The sequence below is a fragment of the Paenibacillus sp. sg306046 genome, assembly GCF_059821225.1.
In genome coordinates, this window is sequence record NZ_JCAMRT010000032.1 from 1 (window position 1) to 14,695 (window position 14,695).

The 14,695-nt window shown below is 60.9% G+C and carries 1 protein-coding gene and 2 pseudogenes; all 3 read right to left on the reverse strand.

All coding sequences use genetic code 11. The features are described 5' to 3' along the window. A pseudogene (locus AC6ROY_RS23170) lies at window positions 1-2,398 on the reverse strand (beta-ketoacyl synthase N-terminal-like domain-containing protein); the annotation flags it as partial. A gap of 192 nt (window positions 2,399-2,590) precedes the next feature. Next, window positions 2,591-5,260: pseudogene (locus tag AC6ROY_RS23175) on the reverse strand (type I polyketide synthase); the annotation flags it as partial. Between the two features lie 1,093 nt (window positions 5,261-6,353). Further along, the gene (locus AC6ROY_RS23180) at window positions 6,354-14,666 is read right to left on the reverse strand and encodes an SDR family NAD(P)-dependent oxidoreductase (protein WP_500102944.1); all 8,313 of its coding nucleotides are present in this window, start codon (window positions 14,664-14,666) and stop codon (window positions 6,354-6,356) included. Window positions 14,667-14,695: the final 29 nt, after the last annotated feature.

Here is a 14,695-nt window from a genome sequence, read left to right on the forward strand (position 1 = left end):
TGCTCGGGTCAAGTCCCGCCTGCCGCAGCGCCTGCTCGATCACATTCGCCTGCGCATTCGGGTTCGGGACGGTATACCCGTTGGTTTTGCCCCCGTGGTTAATGGCGGTGGCCTTGATCACCCCATAGATCTGATCGCCGTCTTCCATCGCTTTGGACAAAGGCTTGAGCAGCACCGCGCCCACGCCTTCGCCCGGCACGTACCCGTCGCCCCCTTCGCCAAAGCTCTCGCATCGCCCTTTGCTCGACGCAAACTTGCCTTGGCCGAGCANGAGCAGCACCGCGCCCACGCCTTCGCCCGGCACGTACCCGTCGCCCCCTTCGCCAAAGCTCTCGCATCGCCCTTTGCTCGACGCAAACTTGCCTTGGCCGAGCAAAATATACTTATTCGGATGAATCGAGACGTTGACGCCGCCGGCGATCGCCAGCTCGCGACCGCCTTGCTGCAAGCTCTGGCAGGCCAGATGAATCGCCGTCAGCGAAGACGAACACATCGTATCGACGGCAAGGCTCGGCCCGTGCAGGTTGAAGAAGTACGACACCCGGTTGGCGATCGAAGCCGGACTTCCCGCCAGCGCGATCGGGCTGCCAAGCAGCGTCTCCTGTGCGCCGTACAGCTGATACTCTTCGTACATCACGCCGACATAGACCCCAACGTTGCCGTCAAGCCCCCGTCCGTGCTGCTTGGCAAGCGTCTCGCGAGTATAACCGGCGTCTTCCATCGCTTCATAGACGGTCTGCATGAACAATCGCTCCTGCGGGTCCATGAGCTCCGCCTCGCGCGGGGAGATGTTGAAGAACAGCGGATCGAATTGATCCACGCCATCCATAAATCCGCCCCATTTGCTGTTCGTCTTGCCCGCCTTGTTTTTGTCCGGGTCAAAATAGAGGCTATGATCCCAGCGTTCTTGAGGAATCTCCGTGATCGAATCCTCACCGTCCCGCAGATTGCCCCAAAATTCCTGAAGGTTGCGCGCCCCCGGATAGCGGCCGGAGACGCCGATGATCGCGACGTCCAGCCTGCTGTTCGCTCCCTCTTCTTGCGCATGCGCCATCGAAGCGAACCGCTGGCGTCGACGGCTGACGAGCGCCGTCCGTTCAGGCGTCTCCTTGACCGCAGGCTTGCGGGCCGGCGCGGCGTCTTGCGCCGGTTCCTCGTCCCCTGTCAGCCGCACCAGCTGCGCCCGATGCGAGTCGAGGAAGTACCCAGCCAGGTCCCGGAGGTTCTGGTACTCAAAAAAGAGCGTCTTGGGCAGAGAGCCAAATGTGTTTTCCAACTGGTTGGTGAGCTTCATCACCAGCATGGAATCAATCCCGTACTGTTCGAGCGGCGCATCCGCATCAAGGCGGCTCACCGGCCATTTCAAAACGGCGGACACCTGCTCTTTGAGATACGCGAGCGCGCTCTCCTGCAAGGGGTCCGCGCTCGCAGCAGCTACCTCTTCCCGGCTCGTTTCCACGAGCTTCTCCGGCACAGCGGCCTGCTCGTCTTCCGCAACCGCCCCAGCTTCCAGCACGCGAGAGGTATACCCTTTGAGACGGATGCGAACGCTTCCTTCCTTGTCGCAGAGATCGACATCGAGCTTTTGCACCTTGTCTTCCGGCCGGCTGCCCGCGCTGTATCGAACGAGCGCCCACATCTCGGCTTCACACGGCCCGAAGACATCCAGCTCCTGCAGCGCAAACGGCAGTGCCGGCTTGAAGATCTCTTGCCCGATCAGGAACCCGACAGCCGATTGCAAGGCCGCATCTGCAAGGCTCGGATGCAGAAGGTAGTCGGCCAGAGAGTCAGTGACGACGGACGGCAGCCTCAATCCGGCCAGCACGCGCCCTTCGCCCGCCTGCACCTGCTTGATGCCTTGATAAGCCGGCCCGTACTCCATGCCCATCGCACGGAGATATTCATAGCAGTCCGCTGCCCCGTACTGTCCCTGCACGAAGGATGCTTGCAGCTCCTTCAGGTCCCACTTCGGCGCTTCTTCCGCCGACGCACTCCGCACGGCGCGTCCTTGGCTGTGCACGATCTCCTCCCCGTCTTGCAGGGTGTAAACCTCATATCCGACCTCTCCGCCCGCCTCCGGGAAGAGGGCGATGTGCACCTCGACTGGTTCGTCGCCGACGAGGATCGGCCGCGCCCAGACCACATTGCGCAGGCGAGCATCCTTCAGGCCAGCCGCCTGCTCGACCGCCTTGCGGGCCATCTCCAGATAGGCCACGCCGGGCAGCACCTTCTGCCCCTTGACCACATGATCGGCCAAGAAAAACTCCGCTCCCGTGAACGTCGAGGAAAAGCGCTGTTCCGCAAAATCAGACGTGTTCCGATGAACCAGCGGATGCAGCTGCGACGCCGTCGGAAGAGCGCTGACCTTCGCCTTCCGTGCAACCCAGTATTCTTCCCGCGCGAACGGATAGGTCGGCAGGTTCGTGCGCGTAGGTCTTTCTGCGCCGAACAGCGCGTCTCCCGCGATCTCGCCGCCTTGGCCATACAGACCGGCAAGTGTACGAAGGTGCTCCTGATAGGCCGCAGGGTTCGTCGCCAATTCGCGGCTCTTCCCTGCCAGCTCCAACGCCTGCTCCTGCAGGGCCGAATCTCCGGCCTTCTCGCGCGCCGCCTTGCCGCGGAACATGTTGGCATCTTGCACGCCTTCCCGCGCCAGTTTCAGAACGCGCAGCATCTCCTGCGCATCCTGCACCACGACCGCCAGACGATGGGCAAAATGCTGACGTCCCTCCAGCAGCGTGTAGCTGATCTGCGCGAGACTGCCTGCCGCGCCCGAATCGTTCTCCAGCATCGCGATCATGTCTTGCAGTTTCTCTTGCAGCGCCTCGTCCGTTTTCGCCGAAAATGCGAGCAGGTAATGCGAGTCCCGGGGACCGGTATTCCCACCCTGTTCAACACTGCGGACGACCATGTGCGCGTTGGTCCCGCTCATGCCAAACGAACTCAACGCTCCCACACGGCCTGCGCCTGCCCGCTTCGTCCACGGCTTGCTCGCCTTATTCACATAAAAGGCACTGTTCTCCCAACGGATGTACTCGTTTTCCGTCTCGCAATGCAGGCTGGCCGGAATGGTCTCATGCCGCATTGCCTGAACCAAGCTGATCAGGTTGACCAAGCCTGACGCCGCAAACGTGTGGCCCAGATTGGTCTTGGTCGAAGTCAGCGCACAATACCCGCGCTTTTGCGTGCGGCGCTTGAAGACGTCCTGCAGCGCATGAACCTCGACCGGGTCCCCGAGCTTCGTCCCGGTGCCATGCGTCACGATGTAGTTGATCTCTTCCGGGTCTACCTCGTGCTGCTCGTACACATCCTGTACAAGCTTCGCCTGTGCGACGGTGCTTGGCGCCGTGATGCCGTTCGTCTTGCCGTCATAATTCACGCCGCTGCCTTGGATGACCGCGTAGACCGGGTCGCCGTCCGCCAGTGCTTGCGAGAGCCGCTTGAGCACGACCACCGCCACGGCTTCCCCCGGCACCAAACCGTTCGCCCCGTTGTCAAACGCCTTGCATTTGCCATCCTCCGACAGCATGCCGGCCTCCGTCATGCCCAGGTAAGCGGCTGGCGTCAGCAGCAAGTTCACGCCAGCGACCACCGCCGCGTCACACTCCCGATTTCGCAGGCTCAAGCAGGCCTGATGGGCTGCCACCAACCCGGAGGAGCAGGCGGTATTGATCGCCATCACCGGGCCGCTAAAGTTCAGAAAATACGGCAGGCGCGCCGCAAGAATCGCGTTATGGTTCGACGTGATGCTGGTGTCCTCGCCTTGAGAAAGCAGCGGATAGTCGCCTTCTTCCACACCGACGAACATGCCGATCTTGCTCTCGCTCAGCTGCCGCTTGCCCAATCCCGCATCTTCCAGCGCCCGCCACGCCTCTTGCAGGAGCAGGCGCTGTTTCGGGTCCATCGCTTCGGCTTCCAGCGGCGAGATTTCAAAGAACAGCGGATCGAACTCCCGCACGCCCGGGATCGCACCCAGCCATTTGCTGCGGCTGCGATCGCCATAATACACCCGCCAGTCATAGCGGTCTTCCGGAATCTCGGTGACCGCATCCCGTCCTTCAGAGAGAATGTCCCACAGTTCGTCGATGTTGCGCGCCTGCGGGAAGCGCCCGCTCATCCCGATGATCGCAATTGGCTCCGGCCCCGCTGCCGAGGTCTCGGTCGCCGCCGGTTCCACAATCGTGTCCTCAAGAGACGCTTCCGGCTGTTTCTCCAGTTGTATCTCCACACGCTCCGGCTGCACTCGCTCCGTCTTATAGAAGGCGCGCACGACTTCTCCATGGTCGCTCTCCAGATGCGAGACCAGCGCCTGAATCGTCGAATGCCCGAAAAACACCGCCGGGGAAATTTCCACGCCAAAATGCTTCGTCATCGAAGCGGCCAGATCAGCCAAGCTGACCGACTCAAATCCAAAATCGGCCAGGTTCGTCCCCACGTCCAACTTGTCCCGCGACACCTTTAAAATTCCGCCGATCAGTTGTTGCAAATCCCACGTCAAGCATTGTGCCGCCGTGAATCCCTTCATCTCCGGCCGTCTTCCGGAACCGGAAGAGAGGACCGCTTGCGAGGCTGGAGCCTTCGCAGGCTCCGGCTGCGACAGGCCGAGGAAGTGCTCGACGCGACGGCGCTCTCCGGCCATGACTAGATGCTGCGTCCGCTCCTGCGAGAGAAGGAGGTCGAACATCGCCAGCCCTTCTTCCACTTCCAAGAAGCGCTGACCGCTCGTTTTCAGGTAGAACCTGGCGCTCTCCTCATCTTCCAGCCCCATGCCTCCGTCTCTCCAGAGCGGCCAGTTGATCACCAGCGTCTTACCTGGACGCCCCTGTTTGTTTCGCATGGCTGCATAGGCTGTCTGGAACCGGTTCGCCAGCGCATAGTCACCCGAACCAAAGTCGCCGAGGATCGCCGAAGACGACGAGAAATAGCAGACGAACTCCAACGCCTCTTCGTCTGCGAGCAGCTCGTCAAGCACTTGGGTGCCCCTGATTTTCGGGTCGAGGATGCGTTTGAAGCTCTCCGCATCTTTCTCAAGGATGCTCCGGTCGCTCGTGACACCCGCCGCATGCACAACGCCATGAATCGCGCCAAATTGCTCACGCGCTTGAGCAAGCCCTTCCCGCATCGCATCCGCCTCGCAGACATCCGCTTTCACATACAGGACTTGGCTGCCCAGTTGTTCCAGAGCACGGAGCTTGGCCTGCTTCGCATCGTCAAGCGCAGAGCGGCCAGTCAGGATCAGCTTGACCGGACCTTTTTCCGCATAATACTCCGAAAATAAATACCCAAGCCCGCCGCATCCTCCGGTGATCAGATAAGTGCCCCCTGCTCTCACCTTCAAGTCGCCCGCTTGCAAGTCGGTCGGCTGCACGGAGCAAACATAGCGCTTGCCGGATCTGTAGAGAACGCTGGAGAGCGACGGCGCTTGCAGCTCCGTCAAAATCTTCGGCAGGCACGCAGCGAGCGAGACCTCTCCCTCTTGAATGAACATGGCCGCCTGCGTCTGTGGCAGCACGAGCCGTAGCGAGCGGGTCAGCGCGATCCACGACTCCAAATGACAACGCTCCAATTCGTTGGCATAAGAACCGAGGAGCAGCAGTCGCTTGGCCTGCACGTTCGACTTTGCCAGACTTTGGACAAGAGGAACGAGCGCAGCCGGGTTCTGGCGGCAGCTCGCATCCTCCAGCGGACAGAGGTACAGCACAGCGTCCACCGTTTGCCAGTCCTGCCGCCCGTCGCCGAGCACGTCCTGAAGGCTCTCCCCGCTGGTGACGAACGCAACCTGTGCGCGATCATCGACAGCCTGCACCGCTTCCACGACCGCTTGCTGATGCTCCGGCTCTGTCAGGAAGAAGATCAGCTTGCTCGCACGAAGCGGCGTTCCCTCAGCCGCCTTTTCCTCCTTCCAGACTTCTTCATAGGTCAGCAATTCAGAAGCCGGCTCAGAAACGGACTCGTTTCCGCTTGCCGCTTGTGCATGTCGAATCCTATCTATCGCTTCGGATTTGGACAAACGATTTTGTTTCACTTCAGACAATAGTTGCTGCAGGAAATCTTTCATATGTGCCTCCTAGCGGCTCAGCGTTCCTTTTCGAATTTTCTCTCATAAAATAGAAAAAAAGGAGGATCGCTCCTCCCTTTTCTTAGGTTCTGCTATGAAAATAGGTCATGCGGACATACTCTTCCCATGTCATCTGCCTACATGCACACGACACCATGCAACTGGATGTGCCCCTTACGCCCGCCAACGTGCCGCAACATCGATTGGAAAACAAATAAGGAATTTTTTCAAAACATGCTATTATTTGCCTTCTTATCCCTAATACTAATCTCGCAGCATTCATTTCGTCAAGAGATCAATTCAGGATCAGGGCGCTGCTGATTTTCAGAAGGGCTTCTTCGAGGGTGATCTCTTCGTCTACCAGCTCGTCCAGAATCTGCTCATAGAACCCTTCGTCAAAATTCGGCCCCTCCACCGCCCAGCATCTCTCACGGGCAAACGGATAGGTCGGCAGCGAGAGGCGGCGCGGTCTCTCCGTGCCATACAAAGAACCGTACTCCACACGCAGGCCCTTGACCCAGAGGTCGGCCAGCTTGGCAAGCTGGCCGCTCTCCCACCATTTCGTCACGAGCTCCTGCAGATCTTGATCCGCCGCGAACGACAGCGAGCTGTCCGTCGCGCCTTTGACCTGACCGCGGAAGACCGCGCCAAGCGCCGGACGGCCTTGCAGATAGGCGGACAGCTTCTGCTGCAGGTCCTGTGCGGAGGTTGCCACCACGGCGAGCCGCTCTTCCATCAGTTCGCGCCCCACCTGCAAGGTATAGGCCGCATCGGCGAGCGTGTCATCCGTCACGACCTGTCTGTCGATCGCCGCCTGCAGGCGCTGCGCCTGCTCGTGCAGACGCTGCTCGTCTTTGGCGGACAGCACGAGCAGCGCCGGACGGCTCTGCGTGATGCGGGCAACCGCTCGCGGCGCTACCTCCGGCACATGCTCCTCGATCACAAGATGCGCATTGGAACCTCCCGCTCCGAACGAGGAGATGCCAGCGATGCGCGGAACCTCGCGAAGCTCGCCGTCCATCTCCAGCAGCGGGCGCTTCCACTCCGCCAGTTCCCGCTGCACGACGAACGGCGTCAGACCAAAGTCGATGTTCGGGTTCAGCACGTCGGCGTGCAGAGACGGCACCAGTTGGCGATGCTTCATCTGCAGCAGCACTTTGGTCAGGCCGGCGATGCCAGCCGCACTCTCGCAGTGGCCGATGTTCGATTTGACTGATCCGATCGCGCAGAATTGCGTGTCTGCCGTGTCTTCTTGGAAGACTCTCATCAATCCGGCGATTTCGATCGGGTCGCCGAGCGCCGTTCCCGTTCCGTGCGCCTCCATGTAAGAGAGGGAACGCGGGTGAATGCCGGCCTTTTTGAACGCGCGTCCGATCACGCGAGCTTGCAGATTCGGATTCGGGACAGAGTAGCCGTTGGTCTTGCCGCCGTGATTAACCGCCGTCCCCTTGATCACGCCGTAGATCTGGTCGCCGTCCTCCAACGCCTTGGCGAGCGGTTTGAGCAGCACAGCGCCGACGCCTTCACCCGGCACGTACCCGTCGCCCCCTTCGCCAAAGCTCTCACAGCGCCCGTTGCTCGACGCGAACTTGCCTTGGCCGAGCATCAGGTACTTGTTCGGATGCAAGGACAGGTTGACCCCGCCGGCCACAGCCAGCTCGCAGTCGCCTTGCTCCAGACTCTGGCAGGCCAGATGAATCGCCGTGAGCGACGAGGAGCACATCGTATCGACCGCAAGGCTCGGGCCGTGCAAGTTGAAGAAATAGGACACGCGGTTGGCGATCGACGACGGGTTGCCTGACAAGGCCATCGGACGGCCCCGCAGCGTCTCCTCCGCTCCGTAGAGCTGATACTCCGAATACATCACCCCGACGTACACCCCGACATTGCGCTCCTCGCCCGATTCCCCGCCTGACACGAGCGTGTCGCGGGTGTAGCCCGCATCTTCCATCGCCTCATACACGGACTGCAGAAACAGGCGCTCTTGCGGGTCCATGAGCTCAGCTTCCCGAGGTGCGAGGTTGAAGAACAGCGGGTCGAACTTGTCGACATCGCGCACGAACCCGCCCCACTTGCTGTACGTCTTGCCACGCTTGCTGCGATCCGGGTCATAATACGGGCTGTGATCCCAGCGCTCCTTTGGAATCTCGGTGATCGAGTCCCGACCCTCGCGCAAGTTGTTCCAGAATGCCTCCAGATCATCCGCCTGCGGGTAGCGACCTGACAAGCCGATGATCGCGATGTCGAGCGCGTCGCTCTGTTTAGTCGGCTCCTTGACCGCCGCGCGAACCGGCGCGACGACCTTCCGCACAGGCGCTGCCACCGAAACCGATGCAGACTCTGCCGGTCGCTCCTCGACCCCGAGCAGGTCGATCAGATGGGCACGGTGACTTTTCAAAAAGTACCCGGTCAGCTCGCGCATGTTCTGGTATTCGAAGAACAGCGTCTTCGGCAACGCACCGAACGTTTTTTCCAATTGACGGGTCAGCTGCATCACCATGATCGAGTCGATGCCGTACACTTCCAGCGGCGCAGACGCTTCGATGCTCTCGGCAGGAACTCCCAGGACGGAGGACAGCTGCTTTTTGAAAAATTCGGCCGCTGCGCTCGCCAGAATCGCCTCTTCCTTGGCAGTCGGGATCGGGGCGGCGGGAACCTGCTTGTCGGTCTCGCCTGTCAGCAGGTCGATCACCTGCTGGATCGTCGGCAGCTCCGAGAAGTTGCTCGCCGTCAGAGCCAGGCCGAACTCCTCGTTGAGACGATCGGCCAGCTCATTCATCAGAAACGCGTCGATCCCGTAGTCCAGCCACTCGGCCTCGGCATCCAGTTTATCAGGTCTGACCTGCAGCAAGTCCGAGGCGATCTGCAGCACTCTCGCTTGCACATGGCCAGCCGCGCTGTGAACCGGGCGGGCAGCAGGGGCAGGGAACAGCGGGTGCAGCTTCTCCGTGATCCGGGCAAGGTCGCCTTGCACCACCATCACCTGATCGCACCCGATGGCCAAGCCCTGATAGAGAGCCCGAATCCCGTTCCGGCTCTCCAGCGGAATCATCCCCGTATGCTCTCTCATCCATTGCTCCGTCTCTGCATCCATTTGCATGCCGCCGTCTTGCCAGAGCGGCCAGTCGATCGCAAGCGTGCGGCCTTGGCGCTGCCCGCGAGCGACCAGTCGATTGCGCTCGGCAGCATAAGCATCCAAAAATCCGTTGGCCGCCGCATAATCAGCCTGCCCCGGATTGCCGAGGCAGCCGGCCACAGCGGAAAACAGCACGAAGAAGTCCAGCGGCAGCCCGATGCTCGAACGGTCGAGGTGGACCAATCCGCTCACTTTGGGAGCCAGCACCTCCTGCATCTCCTGCCCGGTCTTGCGGATGATGAAGTTGTCGCGGATCACGCCCGCTCCGTGCAGGATGCCTTGGAGGGTGCCATAGCGCGCCCGGATCTCCTCAAACAGTCCGGCGACCGCCTCTTCCCGCGTCACATCGACCTGTTGGTACTCGATGTGTGCGCCGAGGTCCTTCAGTTCCTGCAAAGCCGCTTGCTGCTGCAGGCCCAAGGGGGAGCGGCCGGTGAGGAGCAGTCGCGGAGCCTTGACTTGGCTTGCGATCTCTTTGGCAAAAATCAGGCCGAGTCCTCCCGCACCGCCGGTCAGAAGATAGACGCCGCCATCGCGCCACGGGATGTGGAACGCCTGCTGCGAGACTTCCGCCACCTCCCAAAAAGCGACCCAGCGCTGCCCGTATCGGTAGCGGATGCGGTCATCTTGCTGGGAATGGCGATTTTCCAAAAGCTTGTGTTCCAATTCTGCCGTGTCCTCGACCTCGATCAGCTGCGCGATCAGGTTCGGGTTCTCGCGGCGGGCGGTGCGAAGCAGTCCGGCAAGGCCGCTGAAGACCTGACCTTCCCCGTCGGCAGGCACCACGACCTGCACCAGCGCCTTGCCCTGTGGCTTGCTGCGCAGAAGGGTCTGAATCTCTTCGAACACGCGCGCCGCATACGCTTGGTAGCGGTCGGCGATGTCCTGACGATCCGACTGCAGCGCCACGACCTGTCCGCCGGGCACGAGAGGCGCCGTCAGCTCGCAGAGCAGCACCAGATGCTGCGACAGGGCAGGAGGGGCCGTCTTCTGCGCGATGCCCTGCTGCATCCAGCTCGGCTGCAGCAAGTGCGCTCCCTGCGTGCGCCCCCCTGCTCCCTCTTCCAGCACGCGTGAGGTGTAGCCCTTCAAGCGCACGCGCACCTGACCCTGTTCGTCACACGCGTCCACGTCGAACTTTTGCACCATGTCTCCCGCTGTGCTGCCTTCGCTGCGGCGCACCACGGCCCACATCGAGGGCGTGCACGGGCCGTAGATCTCGACTTCTTCCAACGCGAAGGGCACAAGCGGCTTGAATGACGAAGTGCCGAGCATCAGGCCGATCGCGGCCTGCAGCGCTGCGTCCATGAGGCTCGGGTGCAGAACGTAGCGGCTCTCTATGTCGGCCGCGCAATCAGGCAGCGACAACTTCGCCAGTACCTGCCCCGTTCCGATCGCCAGGCTCTCGATTCCTTGGTGTGCCGGCCCGTAGTTCAGTCCGGCTTGGCGAAAGACCTCGTACAGCTCGGAAGCGCTGATTCGGTTCTGCGAGCAGGCCGTCTGCAGAGTGGCGAGATTGACGGCAGGAGCATCTGCCTTACCCAAGCGTCTCGCCCGGCCTTGGCTGTGTACGACATCCCCCCGCCCGTCTCTGACTTCAAAGGAAATCGACTCGGCCTCTTCCGCCCGCAGCCCGACCTGAACCTCAACCGGCCCGTTCCCTGCGAGGATCGGGCTTGCGAAGCCCATATGCTGCAAGCGCCATGCGCTGCCTTCTTCGCTCGCTCCTGCCGCCAGCTCAAGAGCTGCGCGGACCATTTCGAGATGGGCCGCGCCCGGCAGAATCCGCTGTCCGTTGATCACATGATCGGCAAGGAAAAACTCTTTTCCCGTAAAAACAGATGCATAGCGCTGCTCTTCCAGCACCGAAATGTTTTCGTGCAGCAACGGATGCAGCGTGCGGGAGCTTGTGCCGCCCGCCTTCGCGACAGACTGCGCCGAACCCTCCGGCTTCCAATACCGCTCCTTGGCAAACGGATAGGTCGGAAGCGGAATGCGCGCATAGGGCAGCCCTTCAAACAGGCGTCCGTACTCCAGCGCATAGCCTTGTGCATACAGATCGGCCACGGCCGCGAGCTGTTCGAGCAGGTCTGCCCCTTGGGCAGCATGGCGACAATTTTCGATGCACTGGTTGCCGTAGCGTTTGAGCGACGGCTGTTCCCGAAGCTCGTTCGCAAGCAACTCGCCGTGATGCACACCGGCGATTTTTCCCGTCTCCAGCCATTTTTGCAGCGACTTGACCAGCTCCGGCACATTGCGCACTACGCAGGCCATGCGATGAGGCAGATGCCTGCGCCCGACGAGCAAGGTGCAGCTGATGCTGCCGCAGTCCGCATTCGGTTCCTGCTCGCAGAAGGCGATCAGATTCTGCGCCTGCTTGCGAAGCTGTTCGGCGGTGCGGGCAGACAGCACGATCAGATGCCCCGCTCTGTCAATCGGCGCCCGAACGGTCTGCGGCGCTTCCTCGATCACCATATGCGCGTTGGTGCCGCTGAACCCGAAGGCGCTGATCGCCGCGCGCCGCTTGCTTCCCGGCTCGATGCTCCAGTCACGCAGCTTGGTGTTCACATAGAACGGGCTGCCTTGATGCTCGATGTTTGCATTCCACGCGTCAAAATGAAGCGAGGGCGGCAGCTGCTTGTGTTCCAGCGCGAGCAGGATTTTAAGCACCCCGGCGACCCCGGCCGCCGCAGCTGCGTGTCCGATGTTCGTTTTGATCGAACCGATCGCGCAGTATTCCTTGCGGTCCGTGTAGGCGCGGAAGGCGCGGGTCAAGGCGTCGAACTCGATCGGATCGCCGAGCTTCGTTCCGGTGCCGTGCGCTTCGACCAGTTGAATCTGCTCCGGGTTGATCCCATGCGCCTCATAAACTTCGCGCTCCAGACGCTCTTGCGAATTGGCGCTGGGAGCGGTGATTCCGTTCGTCGTGCCGTCCTGGTTGAGCGCTGAGCCTCGAATCACGCCATAAATGTGATCTCGGTCGGCGAGCGCGTCTTTCAGTCGTTTGAGGACGACGACTCCCACGCCTTCTCCCGGCACGAATCCGTTCGCCAGGTCATCGAACGTGTGACAGCGCCCCGTCGCCGAGAGCATGCTCGCACGCTCTGCCGTCAAATAGAAACGAGGCGTGCTCTGGATGAAAACGCCGCCGGCCAGCGCCATATTCGTCTCCCCCAACCGCAAGCCCTGGCAAGCCAAGTGGATGGAGACGAGCGAACTCGAACAAGCTGTGTCGACCGCAACCGCCGGGCCTTGAAGGTCTAGGAAATACGAGATGCGCGCCGGAATCACAGAAGCGGCGTTGCCCCACATCGCTTGTGCCGGCGCCTGTTCAACCATCGACTGCTGGTAGTCGCCTCCGTTGATCCCGACATACACCCCGCAGGAGGCTCCTTTGACCGCGTCGCCGGCATAACCGGCCACTTCGAGCGCTTTCCAAGACTCTTCGAGGAAAATGCGCTGCTGCGGGTCCATGTGCGTCGCTTCAACGCCCGAGATGTGGAAGAACAGCGGATCGAAGCGGTCGATGTCATCGAGGAAGCCGCCTTCGTTGCAAAAGCGTGCTCCCTCCGCATGATAAGAGCGAAGATCCCATCGCGTCACCGGGCCAACGAGATCGTCTCCGTTCGCCAGATGCTCCCACAGCTCGCCCAAGTCCCCCGACTTCGGAAAACGCCCGCTCATGCCGACGATCGCAATCGCCTCAAGATCTCCACCTCGTTCGGAGATCTTTTTCCCCGCATCGTCTCGACCGTCAACTCGACTGCATTCTCGATCACCTTCTTGAGCACTTTCTCGAGCGCCTTGCTGAACGTCAGCTTGAGCTCTTGCCGTTTGCACCAATGTTGCTGCCGATGCAATTGTATTTGCAATTGCAGGATCATTTGCGATTGCAGTCGCCGCTGAGGTCGTCGCCGATGCTTGAGGCATGGCGGGAGCGAACGCTGTGGCAAGCGCTTCTTTGTATTGCCGGTGCATGTAGGAAGCGAGTTGGTTGACCGAGCTGTAATCGAACAGGTTCGTCGTCTTCAACCCGACCGGCAGCTTGTCGTTCAGCGCCTGCACCAGATGAACACCCGTGATCGAATCCAGACCGTAATCGGCAAACGACTTGTCGGAATCAATCCGATCCCGGTCCACTTTTAACGAAGAGACGAGCTGGTCCTTGATCACCTCCTTCACCCGCTCCTCAATCAGCGCTTCCGTCACCACGGATGCCGGAGCCTCGCCCGCTTCTCTCGACACAACGGGGGTCTCCGTGTTCGGCGACTTCGCTGCGGCGAGGGCCGTCGTCGGCCCTTGTCCCTGTTTCTGTCGCACCACCCCGTCGCTTTCCGCCACGATGATCTGCTGGCCGAGATCGTGCGCCTTTTGCGCCGGATGATCGACCGCGCGGAATCCTTCCGCTTTCAGCACCGAGGACCAGGCCTCCGGAGACAAGCCCGGGCAACCCGGCATGCGCAGCTCTGCATCCTCATACCACCACCATCCTTTGAGCAGGCCAAAGGTCAGGTGCGTGAACACCGAATTGCGGCTCATCTCGTTAAGCAGCAACAGGCCGTTTTTTGCTAAAACAGCCTTGGCATTGCGCAAGGTCTGGCGCATGTTCCTGGTGGCATGCAGGCAGTTGGTCGCCAACACGAGGTCATACGCCCCCGCATCCAGTCCCTGTCCGGCAATCGGCTCCTCCAAATTGAACAATCGATAGGTCAAATACGGAGCCTTCGGAGCATACTCCCGTTCGGCATGGAGCAAAAACGCCTTGGAGATGTCCGTGTAGCAATATTCTTCGACGTGCTGCTGATAAGGCTGTAGCTTGTCAAACATCATCGCGCTCGTCCCGCCGGTTCCGGCTCCGATCTCCAAGATGCGGACGCGCGCCGTCGGTTCGTTTTTCAAACGCTCCTGCAGGTAGAGGACCGCCGTGTCAGCCAGCACTTCGTTGAAGCCGTCGGAAATCGCGTTGTTTTTATACACGCCTTCCACCAGCTTCATCGAGGCATCAGGGAACAGGATGTCCGTCGCCGCCCGCTTGCCCGTCAGAATGTCCGGCAGTGCGCGCATCGTCGTCTCGGCCAGCACGACCTGCGCCTTGAGCTCCGCTTTTTCCAGCCAGCGAAACTTTCTCGCCTCCCACTCCCGCCAGAGCGTTTCCGTCGATGCGTCGAAGCTGAGCTGCGCATAACGGGTCAAGAGGGCGAGGCTTTCTTCGTACCACTTGTTATATAAGTCGGCCAACCCGCGAGCCGGGTTCTTGGCCGGATGCAGTCCCAGTTCGCGCAGGTGCGCCCCGAGCAGACGACAGAGGAGTTCATCCAGTTCCTCGCGATCACGGCTGCCTTCCGCCCAGACGCGAAGGAGGGTGGCGTCATCAGACACGAACTCCTTGCGGATCTGTTTCACAATGGAGGGATGCTTCTGCGGATAGACAGTGATGATGTCTCCTGCTCTTGTCCCTAGATACCGGTTCATGAACTTGCCCCCTCAAGTCAGGTGATTTG